Below are 20,086 nucleotides of genomic sequence, written 5' to 3'. Positions count from 1 at the left end.
GCGCGATGCTTTACAGCATCATCGAGACCGCGAAAGCCAACGGTCTTATCCTCTAAGACTACATGGTCAAGTGCATGAAAGAGCTGGCGAAAGCAGAGCCTGATATCGACGCACTTCTACCTTGGACCTCTTCGGGTCAAGTCAAAACAGACCTCAACAATATTGGCTTTGGCCTCGAAACTTACGTTTGGTGCTAACTATGCCATCAGACTCTAATAACATATTTGGGTTCTTTGATGAGTTTGAAGCTTCAGAAGGAGAGTCACAGCAACCCCCTATAGAGCTGTTTCAAGAATCCGTTGAAATTTTATCAACCCTAGATAGTCAGCCAAATAAGGTACAACAAGAAGTCTTTGTGATAAATAAAAAGCGACATCCACTCACGGTAGTGAATATATGTAGGGTCACGTCCTGCATAAGCGATTTATTCAAATTTAAAGAGTGAATTAATATCGCACCTTAAAGAAAAAATACTTCAAATACTCCAGAAATGAGCATGGCTGAGCATAGGGATTCTCAGGTTTGATTATACCAATATCAGGTCAGATGGCCGAACACATTTATGGGTACAACCATGAATTTAACGCATCGCTCACTCATGGTTATCGCTATCACTGTTGCTCTTTCTGCGTGGGGTAGTGATGAAACCAGCTCACGTCCTATTAAGCCAGAACCGCTTCAGACATTACCAACAGAGCAGGTTTCAGTATCCATCGGGGACGCGACTCTTTTCGCAAATAGAGAGTCTGTTGTGATCAATACCTTAGCAGGTGACGAGCAACGCGTATCCATTGAAGTGTTTAAAGGAATCACTTACGCCGATCAACAACGTTTTCAGCACAGTCACTCCGTCAATTAGAAGACAATGCTGATAGCGCTATAGATGCGACACAATTTGGCGCCGTGTGCCCACAGCTTAAAATAACCCAGCAAGAGCAATCTGAAGATTGCTTTAATCTTAATATTTGGCGTCCTTCGGAGATCAATGGTTCAGAGTCATTACCCGTGTATGTCTTTATTCATGGTGGGGACTTTGAATATGGCGCAGGTTCTGATACCGACATTAACGGTGATACCGTCGTGGCTAAAAGATACCATTCGATATACGGGTGGCGTTGGCGCTGGAAAGGCGAACCTCGATATTTTCAAAGAGTTCAGTATAGGTGCGTCGTACAACAAAACGATTCAATTCGGCACAAAAAACTCGGGAGTCGCTGCGCTTCAGCAGCTCCAGTTTCGAGTGGCAAACACACCATTGATGCTGGGTGTGAAACAGATTATTGGCCAGAGCTCGGTAGAGTTTGAGACCAGTAATGAAGATGTGAATAACGCTATCAATGGCGTTATTCAATATTTTATGGGCGAAAGCTCGGTGACCTCTGGGCTGGGTGTTGTCGCGGAATACGATAATGCGATTGATAATCGTTGGACCGTTTCTGCGTTTTATGGCCTGGGTAAAGCGACAGTAGAGGGCAGTCTGTCAGACGATGAAAGTGTCGATGCGTATGGTGCTGGATTTCGCTATCAGATAGCTTGCCGATATGGGTTACACATGGGGGTAGACCTCGCTTTTAGTGACGTTGACAGCGCGTTTTATATAACGGTTGGCAGTGGATTCTAATGATGGAAAGGTGGGTGTTAGTCAATCGATTGATTTTTCTACATGCAGCATAGTTTTCATAGCAATCATGAACTAGTATTTTTTTACAACAAACATAACAGGTATCAATATGAAAAATTACGACCCAAATGAATTGGACGCTACGCAAGTATTACTTGATGGTGTCGATACAGATAAACGTTCGACTTTGACTAAGTTAGCGGTTGGGGCTGCGGCACTGCCTTTTGCCTCTGTTTTACATGCAGCCCCTGAAAAACTGGTTGGCCAAAACATCAAACTGATGCCTAACGAGAAAGGGCCATTTGATATCGTTATCGAAAATGGCCGTGTTGTTGATCCTGAAACTGGACTCGACGCAATTCGTCACGTCGGTATTAAAGGTAAGCGTATTGCTGCAATCTCAGACAAAAAGCTGCAAGGCAAAACAATCATCGATGCTGAAGGTCTCGTGGTTGCACCTGGCTTTATCGATATGCACGCTCACGGACAACAACTTCCTGCTGCCCGTGCTCAAGCATTCGATGGCGTAACCACCGCTCTTGAGATGGAATCTGGTCTATTCCCAATCGGAACGTACTACGATATTACTGCTGCTGAAGGTCGCCCGATTAATTACGGCGCTTCTGTAGCATGGACTTACGCTCGTATTCAAGCAAAAGAACCTACGATGCCTGCTCCTGATGGTACGATTGTTTGGTTCCAGAAAGCTTTTTCTAAAAACAATTGGCAAAATACCCTAGCAACCCCAGATGAATTAAAACAAATTCTGGGCTCGGTTGAGCAAGGTCTTAAAGAGGGGGGCTTAGGCATTGGTATTAACGCGGGTTACGCACCAGGTTATGGCCACAAAGAGTACTATGATCTTGCTAAACTAGCAAAACGCTATGAAGTACCAACCTACACTCACGTTCGTTACCTAAACAGCGCAGAGCCACAATCAAGCTTTGAAGCATACCAAGAACTCATTAGCCTGTCGGCGACAACGGGTGCACACATGCACATTTGTCACCTCAACAGCACGTCAGTACAAGATATCGAAGATTGTGCCGATTTAGTTCAATCCGCCATTGATCAAGGTTTAGCCGTTACTACTGAAGCTTATCCTTATGGTGCTGGCTCTTCCGTTATTGGCGCAGAAGTTTTCCGTGGTGACGATTGGTTACAACGTTGGGGTGTACCAAGCGCTAGCTACATGGAAGCGAATGGTAAAGCACTAAACCAAGAAAAAGTCACTGAACTACAAGCATCAGCGCCCGGTACCGTGGTTGTCATGCACTTCTTAAAACCCGATGAGAACAAAGAAGATCGCGCTAAAATGGACCGTTCAGTATTGTTCCCAGGTGCAGCTATCGCTTCAGATGCAATGCCTTGGATGGATGATAAAGGCGTATTAATTGAAGGTGATGTATGGCCACTTCCAAGCAACGCAATAGCTCACCCTCGCTCACTTGCTTGTTTCTCTCGTTTTATTGAAAAATATGTCGAGGAATACAAAGCGGTAACACTAGTAGAAGCGATGGAAAGAACTAGCTTAAACGCATGTCGTATTCTTGAGGATGCTGTGCCACAAATGGCAAATAAAGGTCGTATTCAAGTAGGTAAAGATGCTGATTTAGCTATTTTCAAACTTGATGAAGTAAAAGCCGTTGCAACATTTGATAAACCAAATGCCCTTTCTACAGGCATGAAATACGTACTTGTAAACGGGACACCTATCATTGAAGCTGGTGAAATGTTGTTAGATTCAAACCCAGGTGAAGCGGTTCGCAACAAAGTTACTGGCTAAGTTATCCTGACTTAAAAGGTTGGGCATTAGCTCAACCTTTTTTATTGCTTACCGAGTAAATATAGACAACGAAAATCGAAAGAGAGCATGCTATGAGCAAGAAGCCTATTCCAGTAACAATTTTAGCCGGATTTTTAGGAGCAGGGAAAACGACCCTACTAAACCATATATTAACCAATGCAAATGGAATGCGCATGGCTGTGATCGTCAATGATTTTGGATCAATCAATGTTGATGCGGAGTTAGTTAAATCTGAAAGTGAAAATATGATCAGCCTAGAGAATGGCTGTATCTGTTGTAACCTTGCAGAAGGACTAGTCGTTTCGGTAATGCGTTTACTCGCATTAGAGGAACGCCCAGACCATATTATTGTTGAAACTTCAGGTATCGCAGAACCCAAAGAAGTGGCACTTCAATTTGAAGATCCGGAACTGCAAGCACACGCACCTTTAAATGCAATCGTGACGACGATCGATGCGGAAAACATTTTAGGGCTAGAAGGCCCAATGGAGACGTTGTCGAAGCAGCAAATTCAAGTGGCTGACATTGTTCTGGTTAATAAAGTTGACCTAGTCGATGCTGATAAACTAGAGCAAGTCAAAGCATGGTGCCGAGTACAAGCTCCGTTTGCTAAATTGATTGATATTTCATTCGGCGAAGTGGATTTACCTATCTTATTTGATGCCCCTGAAAGTACGCGCTTTGTCACTAACAAAATAGCGGGTGATCAAAGGGAATGCCAGCACCATGATTGTCATGATGAGCACTGTCATCACGTGAACCATGATTTCGAAACATTCAGCTTTGAAACTGATCAACCGCTTAATCTACAAAGTTTGTATCCTCTATTGCAACAGTTTTCAATTGATGCTTATCGCATGAAAGGTATTTTAAATTTAACCGATCGTCCTGATCATCGCTGTGTATTTCAGTGCACGGGCCAGCGAGCCAATGTGACGGTTGGAGATGCATGGGAAGATGATGAATCTCGTTCGTCACGGTTAGTCTTCATTGGACCTAAAGGTGGCCTTGATAAAGAGAGTATGCGTAAAAAACTGAACGCACTGGTGGCGTAGTTAGAACGGAAATGGAGTAGATGGCAAGCCTATCAACCTAGCGCTTGCCTACACCTAGCTTACCTCTGCCTAGTTTGCATTGACTCATCCTAAGCATCCTTATCTTATTGAATTATTGGCTACTTTCGATTCTATTCGGTTTTTCCAAATCCATATTGCTCATTCCCCTCGCCATCTGAAACAAAATAGTCTTATCGATTTTCGAGACTCTGTTCATCAGTACCTTCTCAGAATCGGTTAACGTCAAAAAGCAGATAAAGACTCAATCGTGGGTTATTGGGGCGTGTTGATCAGCTATTGTTAGATCGATGGTTATTCCTCAATGATGGAATCAAAATGACGACTAAATATAGAATAAACCATGATTTGTCCCGCCATAATCGCGCCAAACATCAGCAAGGCGGACAGACCAATATTCGGAATGGGTAAAATGGAGGTCGCAAAGAAGGACTCACTTGCTCCGACAATGATTCGACTACCGGGGACAAGAATGATGATCCCTTGAATAATGTATATGAGTGGTGGAACGTGACGCAATTTTCCCATCCCCAACCCGTAAAGCGTAATGAGTATTGTGCTTACCCATGTACCTACAACCCAATCGGAAGTAAACCAATGTGGCCCCCACATGCCAATTGCCGCGACAGGAAGGCCTAAGAGAATTTCTGTCATACTTGCGTTGAAAATAAGGCCAATAGCGACAGAAATCCCGATCAGTGCGGTGACATGAAGAACGAATGGGATTTCATCAATAAATACCGGTACCGATAATGGTTGATTGATTATGTTGGCTAAGCCTAACCCCATAACAATGCCGATGAATATTTTCATTACTATGAGTGCGCTTTGTGCAAGCAGTTCGATACCTGACCGAAAGTCATTGAGAGCAAGACTGGCTAAGCCGTTGGTGACGGTTAACCCAGGAATAAAAAGGACAATGGAAGAAATGCACAGTGCCAATGTTGGTAAGCCGGGAACCTGTGCCGCTATCATACCGGTTAAAAAACTGGCTACTAAGGCGACAAAGAACTCGACAAGAATGCTTCTTGGTCCAGTCAGGAAAATTTGTGCTAGCCAGGCTATAGCGCCCAGAATAATGGATAAACCGACCGCCAGATAAGTACTGCCAACTAACATTAAATAACATGGCGGAAGCAATAAATTGGCAAAGCACAAGGTACGATTCGAGTAGGTTTCTGAACCTTCGTAATGGGAATGAGTCGAAAACCCTTTAAGCGTTGCGACTAAATCACGTAAGTTAACCGAGGGTGGTTTTTTGTTTTCCATCACGACTTTTTGCGTGGGTTGCTCAAAAATAGTGATGACTTTTGTCGGGGTCACATCAATAGAGACTTCAATGTTCTGGCGTTTTGCATAAGCTTGAGTGTATTGAGCTACCGAGTAAGGCGCACAACCAGATTGATGTAATCGGTCAGAAAAGCTCAAAATTTCTTGCTGGCATTGTTCGATATGATTTGTTTGTTTCATTCTGTTTGTTTCTCAATCAACAAGGCGATATATGTTTGAGGGGCATTCTAATTCAATAGTATCCTCATTCAAGCGTAACCAATAGTCGTGTATAGAGGACGGGCCCCTACAAACGAACAAGGCAATGGTTAAAAAGATAGGATTCATTGAATGAGAGGTTATCAGTTTATCGTTGAGGTAAATCAGTCATTGTTGAAGCTGCAACCTCAAAAATAGATCCGCTCACGCAGCTATTTGAAGGCGTAAAACTCCAAATCCATGAGGTGATTGATTTAACTCTGAGGCTTTTAGAAAAGCTCGGTAATGAGTAAAGGAAACTAATATTTAGGAAATGGAAGCCTAAATAAGATTGATGATGAGCGTTAGAATCACAACTAGAATGGAACCGACATAAGCAATTTCAATAATGTTTGAATCAATCCAGTTGCAGTATGCTTGAATTGCTAAACTCAGTTTGTTTTTCATAATGGCCTTTGGAAAATTAACCGAAATCTACTGTAAATAATAGCTTATTATGAGTGAGCTTTGATGACGGTTTCAAAGGTTCCTTAGCGCTAACAGTGTGATTGCGGCGCTCACGTATTAACAATATCGTCCCGTGGGTTCATGGGGCGGATACAGTCGATAAGGTTTAAGAGCAGAAAGTTGGGCTAAAAAAGAGGTTCATCGCGGCTTTCCGGGGAAAGCCGCTTTTATCTTCAAGAAGAAGTAGTCGGTATCTCGATACCCATACCCGATTCGCTTGATTAGCTTTATCTTGTTGTTTATCCCTTCTAGGGTGCAGGTGTTTAGCGGATAACTTGCCGATGCGATAATACCGTGAAGATAAGGACTCAGTTTTCGTGCGAACTCTTTCAATGGCTTAATTCCACTCTCTTGTACTTGTGCCCACCAAGCCTCCCAGAGCCCTTTAGCATGTGCTTCTGATTCACAATACCAAAGCTCTTTGAGTTGTGCCCCGAGTATATAAGTGGTCATTAAGTCCTTATTGATATTCAATATTTCTGTAAGATAGCTGTCTTGCCGTGGATTTAAGTTGCCTCTATTTTTCAACAACACCCAGCGTGAGCGCTTGACCCATTGCCTCGCTTTTTTATCTTGCTTGAGTTTGTTGGCTTGGTCGACTCTGACTCTATCCATGACCTCACGACCGAACTTAGCGACAACATGGAATAAGTCGTAAACGATTTTTGCGTTCGGGCAATGCGCTTGAACTTCAAGGTCAAAAGCCGTATTCATGTCCATCGTGACCGCTTCGATATTATTGCCATGCTTGCCTAACAGCTCGAAGAACGGTCGTATGTCCTTGCGGCTACGGCCTAACCCTATCCAAATAACTTGGTGAGTCTTAGCGTCAGCGATGACCGTGGCATACCGATGTCCTTTAAAGATAGCGAACTCATCCATGACGAGTTGCCTTAGCCCCTCCCATTTCACTGACGGTACCACTTGGCGAAGTCGGCGTTTATCTATCTCTTTAATGGTGTGCCAATGTACGCTTGTTAACTGGGAGATATGCTTAATGGGAAGAAGAGGCAGCAGTTGTTCTATATAACTTTTTAAGCGCTTCGTGATGCGAGCATAAGGCTCTAGCCAAGATAGAGACTCTGTTTTTATGCCGCAGTCACGACACTTGATTCTTCGTGTTTGAACGGAAAGTTCAACAGGAACACCGAGCAACATGGCCTCTTTTACATGACGCCATTGATACTCATGAATAGCCTCGGCCTCGAGACCACAAAGGCACTTAGCCTCAGAGTTAGGTTTAAGAGTCAGGGTAATAAGTGATGCTGTCTGGTGAGACTTTACTATTTGAAAGCCTTCCCAGAATGAAGATAGGAAAGTATGATTCGGCATGAAAACGGTAGTTTGTGTATGATTTTTGTTTGGCGACTAAACCATATCACTTACTACCGTTTTTGTTTTTAGTTCCCGCTAATCCGCGATGAACCTTTTTTTTACGTGTTTTAGATAGCAACACAGTGTATTAGCACAGAAACGTCCAACCGACTAAGCCTAACTTAGCAAGCGACAAACAAGCGCACCCGGCTCCCTTAACGCATCCACGTTGTAGCTAAGGACACGTCCAGCAGACGGCGCGTGATAACGGCGACACTCATTACCAAAAGCGTCATATTGAATAGCCAATAAATCATCTTGTTCTACGCTCTGCAGAAGCTCAACCTGCGGCAATACGAAACCACCAATATCAGCGCGGATAGAAACCACATCATTACCCTCTATCCAATCCATACTCGGCAGCTGCATTTTCTCGGGATGATTTATTTCAACCTCGAACATTTCATAATAAGACAGCATGTTAAAAACACCGTCTACCGCTCGTTGAATCATGTCAGGCTGAGTAAATTTCCCCATCCCAACTTCCACCGTGATGCTCGGAATTCCACTTCGATTCCAAACCGTTTCCAAAATACCTGGGTCACCAGGGTCATTCAGAACACAATCGGGCTGCATCAGCCTCGCCATCTCCAAACATTGTTCTATGCGGTAATCAGCAAACACATAAAGTGGATAAACTGCGCCACGAGTTTGAGTGTGGAGGTCAACGGCGAAGGTGGCATTATGCTTAAGCAAACGCTCCCACAAAGACGCAACAAAGCGCTCTGCCGCTAAGCCATTCGCATCACCCGGAAAGAGTCGATTAAGGTTGGCAGGGCAAGAGCCCGGATCCGAAGAGATAAAATCGCGGCTGTGGTTAAGCAAACCCGACAAGTTCACAGTAGGCACTATCGTGACCGTGCCTTTGAGAGTTTTACCGACTAAGTCTCTGATAATTTGCTGAGCAGCCAACACACCGTTGAGCTCATCACCGTGGATACCAGCGGTGATCATCAACTTAGGACCTGCTTGACTGCCTTTGAAAACAGAAACCGGCATGTTCTTGGGTTGCCCTAGCCCATCACTGGTTACTTGAAACCAAAACTGGTGCTCTCCAACGGGTAGGTCTTCAACATTCAAGGAGCCAATAACCTGCCTACCTTGTAAAACATCGCCTAAGTACTCTGTTTTCATCCAACGTCTCCATCTTGTTGAGCAAAATCTATTCTCTTCTAAGTTTTTGCATCATAGAGGATATCTTAATCAGTACAAACAGTTAATAAGATGAACAAGCTCTGACTTTCCCATAATACTCACGCATATCATCATCACTTCCCCTAAATAAAAGCTTGTGAAAGTCTGCACTTAAGAACCGATAAGTTATATAACCATTCACAAACCACTCAGTCTATTGAAATGAAAGTGCAATAAAATCAACACTTAAAAAGTTTCCTATTCACGAAAATGTAATTTTATAGAAATGAAAGCTTAATTTAGCTGCTCTAAATTAGCTTCATATCGAAACGGAGAGCACATTGCTCACGGATTTTAAAATACAAGGTAAGTGATTATGAAAAAGGCAGTTCTAGCTTCTGCAGTGGTAGCGGCACTAGTTTCAGGTTCTTCTCTAGCAGCAACAGTTTACAGCTCTGATGGTACAGAACTTAAAATTGGCGGTCGTGCGGAGGCTCGTTTCAACGTATCTGACAACAACGAAAGCGCATCTGACAGTTCTTTCAAAGACAAGTCACGAGCTCGTGTGAATATTTCAGGTAAATCTGAACTTTCTGATGGTTTATATGGATTCGGTAAGTATGAAGCAGAGTTCACTAGCGCATCAACAACAGAGTTCGAAGACGGAAGTGGCAATACTGTAAAAATTGAAAATGAATCTCTTACCAATCGCTACTACTACGCAGGTTTAGGAACCAAATTCGGTGAGTTCTCATACGGTAAGCAAGATTCTTCACAGGTAATGCTGACTGACATTACAGATACAATGGCAACATTTGGTGCAGATGCTGCTGATGCCGTTGATGGCAACAAAGATAAGCGTGAGAATAACTTCCTTTACTCTGGCGAGTTTGACGCGTTGACGGTACAAGCTAACTACATCGCTGCAAATGAAAAAGATGCAGATAGTTTTGGCCTTGCTGCTATGTATAACCTAGGCGCTTTTGACCTTGGTGCGGGTTATGTTTCTCAAAAGAATGGTAACTTCGATGACGATCAAATCAACCTTGTAGCTCAATTTTCTATGGATGCGTTTACGGTTGGTGGTCTATACACAATGGCTTCAGTTGCAGATAAAGATTACACAGGCTACGAGCTTTCAGCTATCTTCAAAGCAACTAAACAGCTATCACTAATTGGCGTATACAACTACGGCGAGTTCGATAAAGCGGCTGACGAAGAAGCAAATAACTTTGCTATTGAAGCGGTGTACAAGTTTAACGGCCACATTCGCACATATGCTGGTTACAAGTTTGAACAGCGAGACAATAAAGATGACCAACTACAAGCGGGCATCCGTTACGACTTCTAATCTAAATCGACTTTAGATACAGACTAAAAGGTTGGGCAATAGCTCAACCTTTTTTCATATTCAAATATTCTGACTGACTTCATCAATGCTTTTTCTGGTTAAGTGGTGCTAAATCCGTATCATAGGTGTACCACATCAAATAATTAGAAGCATCATGTCACAACACCATCCGATCCAAGGCGCTAGCTGGATGCTAACCGCAGGCCTAGCCTTTGCCGTTATTAACAGCCTAACTCAAATTGCTAGCATTCATTTCGGACTTACTTCTACCACCGTCGCCGTCATTCAATACGCTATCGCGTTGTTCGCTATTCTTCCTTATCTGACAACGCTGGGCATTCGTCGCGCGCTAAAAACCGACAACCTCAAATTGCACGTATTTCGTGTCTTCTTGTCTGTTATTGGTATTCAACTTTGGATATGGGCACTGGCTTACCCAGTACCAATTTGGCAAGGCATTGCCCTTCTCATGACGTCGCCACTATTTGCAACCATAGGTTCAGGGCTTTTCCTCAAGGAGAAAGTTGGAGCTGCTCGCTGGAGCGCGACCTTAGCCGGTTTCGTAGGTGCGATGGTGATTCTAGAGCCGTGGGCTGAAGATTTTAACTGGGCAACGTTATTACCAGTCGGTGCCGCTTTCTTCTGGGCATGCTACTCACTGATGGTGAAAAAGCTCTCTTCACAAGACAGCCCTTCAACCATGGTGGTTTACCTGCTGCTATTAATCACACCATTTAACATCCTGCTTGCCGCGCCAGATTGGCAGACGCCAAGCGGCGGCACAATTTGGGCTATCTTGATTGTTATCGGCGTTATGACGGCACTCGCTCAATGGGCGATTGTAAAAGCCTACTCAGTCGCTGATGCTTCGTTTGTGCAACCTTTTGACCACGCCAAATTACCGCTAAACGTTTTAGCAGGTTGGATTGTGTTTAGTTGGGTTCCACCGGGTCGTTTATGGCTAGGGGCTGCTATTATTATTGCGTCAGTTGCATTTATAACGCACTGGGAAACTAAAAAACCTTCAAAAGTGAAGAAAGTTTAAGGTTGGTGAAATAAATAGTTCAACAGTCCGTTCTATATAGATAAGAGAATTCAAACGAGGCCGTAACCATGAAGAAACCAGTCAAGATTACACTATACCGTTGGGCAGGCAGCTGGGGTCCATTTAAAGTTAACATCCCATGTGGAGAATGTACCCTTACCAAAGACATTCTGAAGGATACTTTTGAGAATGAGTTGGCCGATGTCGATGTCGAACTGGAAGTGAAAGATTGGTTGTCTCACTGGTGGGAGCCGCTAAAACTAGGCTCTTGGCATGCTCCAATCCTTGTTGTTGAAGGCAAAGTGGTCAGCCAAGGTGAAGCGCTGAATCGCGGTGTGTTAATCCAATCGGTGATCAAAGAGTGGACCAAACGAGACAGCCTAAAAGGCAACATCGTTTATGGTAAGGCGACCTGCCCATTCTGTGTTAAAGCGAAGAAAATGCTGGATGAAGCGGGTGTTGAATACCAATACCACGATGTCGTAAAAGACAGCGCCGCTTTGTACCGTATGATTCCAGAGGTAAAAGCACACATTGGTGAGAAAACACCGGTCACCGTCCCGCAGATCTGGCTTGATGGTAAGTACATCGGTGGTGCCGATAACTTAGAAGCGTGGATGAAAGAGAATGGCTTAGATAGCATCCCTAATAATGTGGTCGACTTATCCAATCAATCTGCTGGCTGAGTTCATTAAAAGCCATTAGTCAGAAGCTTAATTGGTATTTTTTGTGTCCATCCACAACAAAACAAAGCGATAACTTTCACCAATCGCTAAAACGAAAAAGGCCTTAAACTTCATCGAGTTTAAGGCCTTTTAAAATTCCGTTTTTGAAAATGCTTATTTAGCCATTTTCTTCATCATTCGCTTAAAGAACGATGGTTTCTTTGGCTTTGAAGTGCCGTACAATGCTTCGTGCATCATGTTTTTTGCTGCCATTTGACCAAGGTATGCGTGGTCTAGTTCGTAATTCATGCTTATCTCCGCACATAATCAACTTTCTTTAGCGCGGATTCCACACTTAAAACGCCCAAAAACAAGATCTAAATCACACTTTAATGCAATATTAAGCATTCATTTGCAATTAGCCTAATTTTGTCTCTGTGCTAATCAGCATTGTTTTTGTATATCAATGAGTTAACCTAAATTCTGGTTTGAGCTTAATGCTCCATTCCTAATAACAACCCAAGACATTGATTTAGACACTGATAAAAAAAGCAGCTCAATAGAGCTGCTTTCTAAAATGCTTTACTGAGAAACCTAGCTGCGCTTTGGCTGTCTGTAAGTTTTACCGGCAATTTGGTATGTGTCTTTTTGCTTCAATTCAAACATCGTTTCAAAGAACCAAGCTGCAAATTTGATTAAGTCATCGCCTTCATTCATGACATGTTCGATGTACTCTTGCTCTTCGCCTTGTTCATTTTCTTGAAGCGTCACGTGGTAAATACGCTTTTCGCCTTCCACTTCAGCAAGTGCAAATTGACCAGTCAGTGATGCAGCAGCCTCAGCGACTTCTGTATCCTCATTGGATTTCAATAGCTCAAGCGCTTGAGGCAGGCCATCTAGTGCGCAGATAGCTTTTACCAGTACTTCAAATTCATTTTGCTGCATTTTGTTCTTACCTATTCAATGGACCGAAGCATTGTAGAAAACCATCAGCACAAATACAACGTATTAACGATGGTGCGTTAAACGATAGTGAATTTAGTGTTTAGCTATATTCCACTTCAACAGTATCGCCTTTGTTGTTCATTTCGGTTGAAGACCAAAGCACTCCGCCCATGGCTGCGCCAATAATGAGGTAGAACACGCCTAACTGTAGATGAGTCGTGACCCAACTTTCTACCAGATACCCACCCAATAAACCCGCTAAACACATCTGAATTGAGCCAGACAATGCCGACACTGCGCCCGCTTGTTTCTTATGAGGTTCTAATAACATGCTGATTGATAATGGGAACGAGATGCCTTGTGCTATCGCCAACCAAGTAAACGCCCAAACTAAGTTAAAGATGGATAACTCATGAGTAAGAAGCCAAGTTCCCGATGCCAAGATAATCAAAATAGCTAGGCTCATCAGTTGGGGCGTACTAAACCTACGATTGAGTAAGTTTAAAGCGACGCTACCTATCAGTAAGCCTGCCGAAGGGACAATCATTAATGAACCATATTCAGCGGCGGTCAGCCCCAATTGCTCTTGCATTAAGAATGGAAACAACGATAGCGATACCAAACTCGCCATGTAGCTCATCCAGTTGTAACTGGCACTGGTCAACACTTGGCGATTGGTCAACAAGCGTCCGTAGTTCTTCACCACTTGGCACGCATCAAAGCGGCTCTTTCCGTATGGCAAAGTTTCATGCAGAACAAAGTAACCCAGTGTGAATATCGCTAGTAGATACAATAAAACGAACAGGAACACCGCCTGCCAACCGAGGTGAAATGAAATCCAACCACCGAATACCGGCGCAATGATCGGCATGATCGAAGCGGTCAGAGAAATATAAGACAAGGCTTTAGTTAGCTGAGGGCCATCATAACTGTCACGAAGCACACTTCGCCCAAGAACCGAGGCACTACCCGCCCCTAAACCTTGTAGCAAGCGACCAACTTCTAGCGCCGTCATATTGTCAGAAAACACAACACAAACGACTGTACCAATCAAATAAACACCCTGACCTAACAAGAAAATAGGTCTTCTTCCCACCGCATCGGACATCGGTCCGTAAAATAGCTGAGACAAGCCAAAACCCACCAGAAACAGCGTGACGAGCAGCTGTACATCTACTTGAGTAGCACTTAAGTCAGAAGCAATTAACGGCAATGCTGGCAAGTAGATGCTCACACCCACCTGCCCCGTAGCAATAATCATCATTGCTAAGAGTAACGGCGTTTTTTTAAAGGTCGATTGGCTCAAAAAATTCCCTATTCGTTTGATATTTGTTCATTAGATGAGTTTACATTCAAAACCAATAATTGATAATTAGCTAAATTGGAATTTTATTAAGTCCTAACAGGAAATAATATGGATTGGATTCTTAACGTAAAAAGCTATGTCAGAGTAGTGGAAGAAGGTAGCTTCAATGGTGCTGCTCGAAAACTTAACACCACCAGCTCGGCGATCAGCAAAAGAGTGAACTGGCTAGAAGAGCGCATAGGCACCCAACTGTTAAAGCGCACCACGCGATCAATTAGCCAAACCGAAGCAGGTGCGCTCTTTTACCTGCGAGCCAAGGATCAGCTCGACAATTGGCAGTCCATAATTGATGAGACTCGCTCGGTTAACCAAACCCCAGCAGGCCTATTAAAGATTGGCGCTACGATTGCGGTTGGCTCTAAGTTTCTGGTGCAATACATGGACGACTTCTTAGAAAAGTACCCTGATATTAAGGTACAACTCATCACCACTACGCCCGGTCAATTACCCGAGCTTGGCTTGGACTTGGTAATCAGTCGTGAACTAGAACAACTCAACTCATTAAGCTTCAAGAAAACACCGCTGTTTGAACACAGAGCCAGCTTCTATGCAGCACCAAGCTATCTTGCCAAACACGGCTACCCCACTTGCGAGCAAGATTTGGAGCAACACAACTCGTTAATTTGGGGAGAGCGTCCGACCCGTGAAGTAGCACTCACCAAAGGGCAGCGAATAACGTTAAACGGTAACTTTGCGACCACTAATCCAGAGGCTTTGTTTCATGCTGCGAAGCGAGGAATGGGCGTACTGTTAACCATCAAAGCGATGATCAAAGAGGATCTAAAGCAAGGGACATTAGTTCCAGTATTGCCAAATATTACCGCCGACGAAGTGATGGTTTACGCGTACTACCCTAAGCTTGATTACTCGCACACGCGAACCAAGCTCTTTTTGGACCATCTGAAAGACAGGCTAGACAAAGAGCGTAGCACGCAAGCTCTGTGAAATAAGTCACATTTTAATTTGAAAAGTTATACAACACGGCCAATAATAAACTTGACGCATATAGATTATACAAGTCCGCACATATACAAGATAATACGTATACCGCTTACACAGTGAATCTGGTTAACTAGGGGTAGTGGCTATGACTCAACATACGCACAATAGCATGATAGACACAGAGCGCATTGGCCGTTTGCTGAAATTGGAAGGTATCGACCTTTTAGAGTCAGCTGTGCTTACTTTACATCAGACCTTTGATACTCAATACACTAGCATCATTGAGAAGAAGTACTTCCCTGACCAAACCGTTCCTTTGGTGATCGCCCATTCTGATCATGTATTACATGACAAAATCAATGCGCGCCATGGTCACATCTACCAACAAGCCGTCAATCAAAGACACCCAGATTGCTCATTTGCTCATTACATCGTCCAGTCATTGCCAACATCGGCATTTAGGCAGGAAATCACCTCACAAAACTCCATCGCGATCCCGACTCGAACTCAAAGTGGCGAAGTGATGGGCGTGCTGTTTTCAACGTTCACCTCGCCTCTTAGCCCTGATCAGCAACAAGACGTGGTAAAGCACCATCAATTGTTCGCCGACATCATCATCCACACCTTGCGTGAAATGTGGTTTAACGATCGTTCCGAACAACTTGTAAATCAGCTTAGTTATGAGGTGTCACACGACAGCCTAACCGGGTTACTCAACCGAAGCTGTTTATCAGATACCTTAGAGTCGATTACTCAACAGAGCGTCACTCCGTTTACATTGGCTTTACTCGATATCAATAGCTTCAAAGCCATTAATGACATGCACGGCAATTATATTGGCGATAAAGTACTTCAATTTGTCGCAGAAACCTTGCGGAGAACCTTACCCGAAAGCAACCTGACTTTCCGGACTGCTGGCAACGAGTTCGCCTTCATCACCTACCATTCTGATCCGATAGCCGTGTGCGAACAAATACTGGCCAAAATTAAGCAGGGCTACAGTAGCGTTGATATCAAGATAGATTTCGACGTCAGCATCGGTATTGCCAGTTCGGATGGAGACAACAAAGACGTTGAGCAAATCATCTTCAATACCAGCTTGGCGCTTAAAGAGTGTAAACACAGCCAAGATACTCATATTCAATGTTATGACACTCACTTAAGAGTTCGTTACCAAAGAAAAACCGAGCTAGTCGCAGCGCTACGAAGTGAGCTGGAAAACCCAATTTCACAAAGCTATATCCCCGACAGCAATGGAATGTACGTAGTGGTACAGCCGATTGTGGGTCAAGGTGAAACGCAATGGGAATATTTCGAGGTACTGACTCGCTGGAAAACCGCCAGACATGGAGACATCTCACCCGTAGAGTTTATTCAAGTGGCAGAAGAGTCAGGGCTAATTGTCGAATTAGGTGAACGCATTATTGAATTGGTGTGCCGCGCTAAAACCACACTAGAGCAAGGCTTGGGCTACAAGGTTAAACTTGGAATCAACTGCTCTGCGCACGAGCTTACTGATTCGAAACGTTATATATCCTACCTGACTCGAACCATTGAACAGCACCATTTTAAGGCGAATGAGTTTGTTATCGAGTTAACCGAAACCGTTCTGTTATCGCCAACACAAGAGACAAAATCCGCGCTTAACTTTCTGAGAGGACAAGGCTTCACGATTGCACTCGACGACTTTGGTACAGGCTACTCCAGTTTGAACTACATCCACAGCTACCCTATCGATTGCATTAAAATTGATGCGACCTTTATTCGAGACTTGTTAACTAGTTCGACCTCAGAGAGCGTAGTATGGCTGATTGTTCAACTGGCCCATAGACTCGATGTATCTTTGGTTGCGGAAGGTGTTGAGAAGCGTGAGCAATTAGAAAAGCTGCACGCGATGGGATGTGACAAGATCCAAGGTTACCTCTACTCACCTCCAATGCGACCTGAAGCTATCGTTAGCTATGTCGCGCACTCAGAGCCTTTAGTTTAAACCCTTACCGAACCTTCTATTGAGAACTAAAAAGCCGCAAGAGCATCACTTAACACTGACTGTGCTTTGTGATGCTCTTGCGGCTTTAAAACAGTTTAATGGCTAGCTACTTACTAGCATTATTAACCATTGCTAGATTGCGCGTTTCTAACGCTGCCTTCAATAGCTTGTCGGCTTCATCTCTCGCGGCTGTGAATGTCGCTTTTTCCTTTTTAGGCACAGAATCGGCCATTGGGATATTCGCTTTCATCGCATCAACAGGGCGACCACGTTCGATCAGTTCATAGTGCAAGTGAGCACCTGTCACTCGACCCGTTTTACCCGATAGGCCAATACGTTGACCACGAGATACCGTTTGTCCTTTACGAACAAGGATCTTGCTTAAGTGCAAGTAGCGCGTTTTATAAGTGCTACCGTGTTGAATCACCACATAGTTACCCGCATAAGGGTGTTTACGCGTCATGATCACTTTGCCATCACCCGTTGCTTGAACAGGTGTGCCAATTGGTGTCGCGAAATCCGTACCGTTGTGCGGTGAGATTCGGCCAGTCACAGGGTGTAGACGTTTAGGGTTAAATTGAGAACTCTGACGCCAGCTACTGCTCACTGGGTAACGTTGGAAAGCACGTTGAAGGCTATCGCCATTAGCATCGTAATATTGTCCGTCGGTGTGTAAGTATGCTGACACAACGCGGTTACGATTCATGATCTTAATTGCTTCAATTTCACGTTTTCCGGTTGCAACACCATCAACATATTGCGCTTTTTGAAGCACTTCAAACTGATCGCCAGCACGTAGGTCGCGGCTGAAGTTCAGCTTGTCTTTAAGAAGAGTCACAATATGGTCAATCTCAAGGCTGTTCAGGCCAGCTTTATTCGCCGACATTGAGAAGCTGCCATGAATATCACCCACGAGAGGTTTTTGCTTCCATTCACCTGGAATAGAGATGTCTTCGAATTCGTAGCTGCCGTCATCAAGTAATCGGTAAACCACTTTGTCCGCGACGCTAAATTGAAGTTCCATTTTAGAAAGGTCGCCGGTCGCTTCATCACGCCAAAAGCGTAATGTATTACCCGGACGAAGCGTATCTAAAGCAAGGAAGTTCAAATCAGTTTCCATCACGCTCATCATCGATTTGTAAGAAAATCCAAGCTGAGTGAAGATGCTACTCAAGTTATCGCCAGATTGAATTTGGTGCTCAAACGTTGGCGGTTCGATAACAGTAACAGAAGAAGGTGACAGAATTGACTCAATCACGGTTGAGTCGGGCAAATCAAGATCGATCGTTTTCGTCAGATCCGATTGTGACGATTGCAAAGCAACACCAATCGCAGCAATAAGTGGCAGTCCCAAAATAGCTACTTTTTTTACAGGTGAAAGCTCAGCAAACGGAGAGGGAAATATTTTTGAATACACGGTAAACAGGTCTTTCTACGATATAAAGGCATAGGATATGCTTTTCAAACGCATAAATCATCAATGCATTGTCATAATATGATGTGAATCTTCCCAACTTAGCCTAAGTCATTGAGTTGCCGTAGATGAAGAGCCACTAGATAAGAAATAAAATTAACCGCTAAATTTAAAAATAAAAAAGCAGAAACGGCTAGTTTCTGCTTTCTATTGGTTGACGTTATTCCGTTTCGAATAATTAATAAACGAAGCGAATTAGTCGCTGGTTTTAAGAAAAGATTATGCGTTTACCGTCGACACTAGGCAGTTGTCTTCACCAAATTCATTTGGGATGTAACGATCGGCATTCGCATCGTTCACCCATTGTTGGTCATCAACTAGGTAGCGGAATTGAAACTCGCCATCTTTAGGTAGGCGAGTTTTAAACTTGTAAACCTTACCTTTGGCCAGTTTTTTCATTGGGGTGGCTTTCCAATCAAGAAAGTCAGCAACGATGGATACAGAGTTCGCTTCTTGAGCTTCTAGCTCGAAGGTCACTTCAACTTCATCTTTCGTCTTAAAAAAACGTTTATTAATCATTCGCAAGCTCCATTTGTAAAAATAGGCAGACACCAAGCATAAGGAGTGTCTAAATTTCATTCATCTAATTAAGATAATATGTAATTTAGCTCACATAAACAACAGATCCTTACATTCACGAAAACGTTATTGCTTACCAATTGATTGCGTATCAAAAGAAAAACTCATTAACACCTTTTCAGAAGGGGGTTCTGCAAATGATTGTTCCGCAGAATGCTGAGTAAAGCCGATAAAACCTTCCCCAGTAAGTTTATTCTGTGATTGCGAACCTGGCTGCTGAGCTACCTCCAATGTCTGAATTTGTATACGATCACCCAGTAAAAGTTGGTCGACTAACACCACACGGCTTCGTTGCTGGTCATGCTTAAACAGGCCTAGATAATAGAAAACACCGCTGCCTTGGTTAGATATCCACATCGGCGCGACAAAGAAACTCGCCTTGCCCAACGTGGCGGCTGAAAGATTATTGGTGTCTACCGTTACCACACCGCGCTCAACACCTGAGTCATAGCGTCCAAACGCGATGGCTCTAGGCTCATCAACTTCATTGATAAAAGCGTAGGCGTTAGTCTCAGGAACTTTAATTATCCATGGATTGGTCGTCTTCAAATCAAAAACGGTTTCTACGACTGGGTCATAACTCACTTGAGAAGAAGGAAACTTCGCCAAGATCTCTTCATCACTTAAGCTAAAGCGATAAATACCCGCTACTATCACCACAACCAGCATGACAATTGGAATCAGTAGAATCAGAGGGATAGGTAAGATTTTCTTTTTCATGGGCA

The 20,086-nt window shown here is 43.7% G+C and carries 18 protein-coding genes and 2 pseudogenes; 11 read left to right on the top strand and 9 right to left on the bottom strand.

Features of this window, described 5'->3' with window-relative positions; all coding sequences use genetic code 11:
• The 6 genes and pseudogenes from ACED46_RS13705 to ACED46_RS13680 all read left to right on the top strand — a co-directional run.
• Positions 1–197: pseudogene (locus ACED46_RS13705) on the top strand (transposase domain-containing protein); the annotation flags it as partial.
• Between the two features lie 377 nt (positions 198–574).
• Positions 575–859, top strand: coding sequence for a hypothetical protein (locus ACED46_RS13700; RefSeq protein ID WP_371721700.1), 285 nt, complete (start codon positions 575–577; stop codon positions 857–859).
• 44 nt (positions 860–903) lie between these two features.
• Positions 904–1,026, top strand: a pseudogene (locus tag ACED46_RS13695) (carboxylesterase family protein); the annotation flags it as partial.
• Positions 986–1,621 carry a hypothetical protein gene (locus tag ACED46_RS13690; protein WP_017064692.1) on the top strand — a complete coding sequence of 212 codons (636 nt, stop codon included), beginning with the start codon at positions 986–988 and terminating at the stop codon, positions 1,619–1,621. The pseudogene ACED46_RS13695 and the gene ACED46_RS13690, both read left to right, overlap by 41 nt.
• Positions 1,622–1,730: 109 nt before the next feature.
• A complete protein-coding gene (locus ACED46_RS13685; RefSeq protein WP_017062008.1) occupies positions 1,731–3,407 on the top strand; it encodes an amidohydrolase family protein in 1,677 nt (558 codons plus the stop codon).
• Positions 3,408–3,499: 92 nt separating this feature from the next.
• Positions 3,500–4,483 carry a GTP-binding protein gene (locus ACED46_RS13680; protein WP_108202790.1) on the top strand — a complete coding sequence of 328 codons (984 nt, stop codon included), beginning with the start codon at positions 3,500–3,502 and terminating at the stop codon, positions 4,481–4,483.
• Positions 4,484–4,795: 312 nt separating this feature from the next.
• Here the strand turns inward: ACED46_RS13680 and ACED46_RS13675 are convergent, their stop codons facing one another.
• From ACED46_RS13675 to ACED46_RS13665, 3 genes are all read right to left on the bottom strand, one after another.
• Positions 4,796–5,971, bottom strand: coding sequence for a threonine/serine exporter family protein (locus ACED46_RS13675; protein WP_371721699.1), 1,176 nt, complete (start codon positions 5,969–5,971; stop codon positions 4,796–4,798).
• Positions 5,972–6,634: 663 nt separating this feature from the next.
• Positions 6,635–7,828 (bottom strand): ISL3 family transposase, encoded by a 1,194-nt coding sequence (locus ACED46_RS13670; RefSeq protein ID WP_371721698.1) that lies wholly within the window; start codon positions 7,826–7,828, stop codon positions 6,635–6,637.
• A gap of 159 nt (positions 7,829–7,987) precedes the next feature.
• The gene (locus tag ACED46_RS13665; RefSeq protein WP_371721697.1) at positions 7,988–9,004 is read right to left on the bottom strand and encodes a succinylglutamate desuccinylase/aspartoacylase family protein; all 1,017 of its coding nucleotides are present in this window, start codon (positions 9,002–9,004) and stop codon (positions 7,988–7,990) included.
• Positions 9,005–9,380: 376 nt separating this feature from the next.
• Here ACED46_RS13665 and ACED46_RS13660 point away from each other — a divergent pair, with 376 nt between their 5' ends.
• The 3 genes from ACED46_RS13660 (at position 9,381) to ACED46_RS13650 (ending at position 12,086) form a co-directional block, all read left to right on the top strand.
• Complete coding sequence (locus ACED46_RS13660; protein WP_017064330.1) at positions 9,381–10,355, top strand: porin; 975 nt, start codon at positions 9,381–9,383, stop codon at positions 10,353–10,355.
• A gap of 154 nt (positions 10,356–10,509) precedes the next feature.
• On the top strand, positions 10,510–11,400 hold the full coding sequence (locus ACED46_RS13655; RefSeq protein ID WP_371721696.1) for a DMT family transporter: 891 nt from the start codon (positions 10,510–10,512) through the stop codon (positions 11,398–11,400).
• Between the two features lie 68 nt (positions 11,401–11,468).
• On the top strand, positions 11,469–12,086 hold the full coding sequence (locus tag ACED46_RS13650) for a glutaredoxin domain-containing protein (RefSeq protein WP_017062739.1): 618 nt from the start codon (positions 11,469–11,471) through the stop codon (positions 12,084–12,086).
• 153 nt (positions 12,087–12,239) lie between these two features.
• On the opposite strand, the gene ACED46_RS13645 is transcribed toward ACED46_RS13650, so the two are convergent.
• From ACED46_RS13645 to ACED46_RS13635, 3 genes are all read right to left on the bottom strand, one after another.
• Positions 12,240–12,374, bottom strand: a complete 135-nt coding sequence (locus ACED46_RS13645) for a hypothetical protein (RefSeq protein WP_371721695.1) — start codon at positions 12,372–12,374, stop codon at positions 12,240–12,242.
• 285 nt (positions 12,375–12,659) lie between these two features.
• A complete protein-coding gene (locus ACED46_RS13640; protein WP_017057980.1) occupies positions 12,660–13,010 on the bottom strand; it encodes a hypothetical protein in 351 nt (116 codons plus the stop codon).
• 100 nt (positions 13,011–13,110) lie between these two features.
• The gene (locus tag ACED46_RS13635) at positions 13,111–14,316 is read right to left on the bottom strand and encodes a multidrug effflux MFS transporter (RefSeq protein WP_371721694.1); all 1,206 of its coding nucleotides are present in this window, start codon (positions 14,314–14,316) and stop codon (positions 13,111–13,113) included.
• Positions 14,317–14,424: 108 nt separating this feature from the next.
• Here ACED46_RS13635 and ACED46_RS13630 point away from each other — a divergent pair, with 108 nt between their 5' ends.
• Both ACED46_RS13630 and ACED46_RS13625 read left to right on the top strand, forming a co-directional pair.
• Positions 14,425–15,321, top strand: a complete 897-nt coding sequence (locus ACED46_RS13630; protein WP_017068382.1) for a LysR family transcriptional regulator — start codon at positions 14,425–14,427, stop codon at positions 15,319–15,321.
• 142 nt (positions 15,322–15,463) lie between these two features.
• Entirely contained in the window at positions 15,464–17,308 is a 1,845-nt protein-coding gene (locus ACED46_RS13625) for a putative bifunctional diguanylate cyclase/phosphodiesterase (protein ID WP_371721693.1), read from the top strand.
• Positions 17,309–17,414: 106 nt separating this feature from the next.
• On the opposite strand, the gene ACED46_RS13620 is transcribed toward ACED46_RS13625, so the two are convergent.
• The 3 genes from ACED46_RS13620 to ACED46_RS13610 form a co-directional block, all read right to left on the bottom strand.
• On the bottom strand, positions 17,415–18,725 hold the full coding sequence (locus ACED46_RS13620; RefSeq protein WP_371721692.1) for a peptidoglycan DD-metalloendopeptidase family protein: 1,311 nt from the start codon (positions 18,723–18,725) through the stop codon (positions 17,415–17,417).
• Between the two features lie 276 nt (positions 18,726–19,001).
• Complete coding sequence (locus tag ACED46_RS13615; protein WP_009845720.1) at positions 19,002–19,301, bottom strand: isoamylase early set domain-containing protein; 300 nt, start codon at positions 19,299–19,301, stop codon at positions 19,002–19,004.
• A gap of 126 nt (positions 19,302–19,427) precedes the next feature.
• On the bottom strand, positions 19,428–20,081 hold the full coding sequence (locus ACED46_RS13610) for a hypothetical protein (RefSeq protein WP_371721691.1): 654 nt from the start codon (positions 20,079–20,081) through the stop codon (positions 19,428–19,430).
• Positions 20,082–20,086: the final 5 nt, after the last annotated feature.

This window comes from Vibrio sp. 1S139 (assembly GCF_041439475.1).
Classification (GTDB): domain Bacteria; phylum Pseudomonadota; class Gammaproteobacteria; order Enterobacterales; family Vibrionaceae; genus Vibrio; species Vibrio crassostreae_C.
The sequence above is the reverse complement of the archived record's forward strand: the minus strand, read 5'-3'. Positions and strand labels throughout refer to the sequence as shown.

Excerpts from the sequence above, each read along its gene's own strand:
- ACED46_RS13685 (WP_017062008.1), top strand. The coding sequence starts at position 1,731 with ATGAAAAATTACGACCCAAATGAATTGGACGCTACGCAAGTATTACTT.
- ACED46_RS13655 (WP_371721696.1), top strand. The coding sequence starts at position 10,510 with ATGTCACAACACCATCCGATCCAAGGCGCTAGCTGGATGCTAACCGCA.
- ACED46_RS13645 (WP_371721695.1), bottom strand. The coding sequence starts at position 12,374 with ATGAATTACGAACTAGACCACGCATACCTTGGTCAAATGGCAGCAAAA.
- ACED46_RS13625 (WP_371721693.1), top strand. The coding sequence starts at position 15,464 with ATGACTCAACATACGCACAATAGCATGATAGACACAGAGCGCATTGGC.
- ACED46_RS13610 (WP_371721691.1), bottom strand. The coding sequence starts at position 20,081 with ATGAAAAAGAAAATCTTACCTATCCCTCTGATTCTACTGATTCCAATT.
- ACED46_RS13675 (WP_371721699.1), bottom strand. The coding sequence starts at position 5,971 with ATGAAACAAACAAATCATATCGAACAATGCCAGCAAGAAATTTTGAGC.
- ACED46_RS13680 (WP_108202790.1), top strand. The coding sequence starts at position 3,500 with ATGAGCAAGAAGCCTATTCCAGTAACAATTTTAGCCGGATTTTTAGGA.
- ACED46_RS13670 (WP_371721698.1), bottom strand. The coding sequence starts at position 7,828 with ATGCCGAATCATACTTTCCTATCTTCATTCTGGGAAGGCTTTCAAATA.
- ACED46_RS13615 (WP_009845720.1), bottom strand. The coding sequence starts at position 19,301 with ATGATTAATAAACGTTTTTTTAAGACGAAAGATGAAGTTGAAGTGACC.
- ACED46_RS13690 (WP_017064692.1), top strand. The coding sequence starts at position 986 with ATGGTTCAGAGTCATTACCCGTGTATGTCTTTATTCATGGTGGGGACT.
- ACED46_RS13660 (WP_017064330.1), top strand. The coding sequence starts at position 9,381 with ATGAAAAAGGCAGTTCTAGCTTCTGCAGTGGTAGCGGCACTAGTTTCA.
- ACED46_RS13700 (WP_371721700.1), top strand. The coding sequence starts at position 575 with ATGAATTTAACGCATCGCTCACTCATGGTTATCGCTATCACTGTTGCT.
- ACED46_RS13630 (WP_017068382.1), top strand. The coding sequence starts at position 14,425 with ATGGATTGGATTCTTAACGTAAAAAGCTATGTCAGAGTAGTGGAAGAA.
- ACED46_RS13665 (WP_371721697.1), bottom strand. The coding sequence starts at position 9,004 with ATGAAAACAGAGTACTTAGGCGATGTTTTACAAGGTAGGCAGGTTATT.
- ACED46_RS13650 (WP_017062739.1), top strand. The coding sequence starts at position 11,469 with ATGAAGAAACCAGTCAAGATTACACTATACCGTTGGGCAGGCAGCTGG.
- ACED46_RS13640 (WP_017057980.1), bottom strand. The coding sequence starts at position 13,010 with ATGCAGCAAAATGAATTTGAAGTACTGGTAAAAGCTATCTGCGCACTA.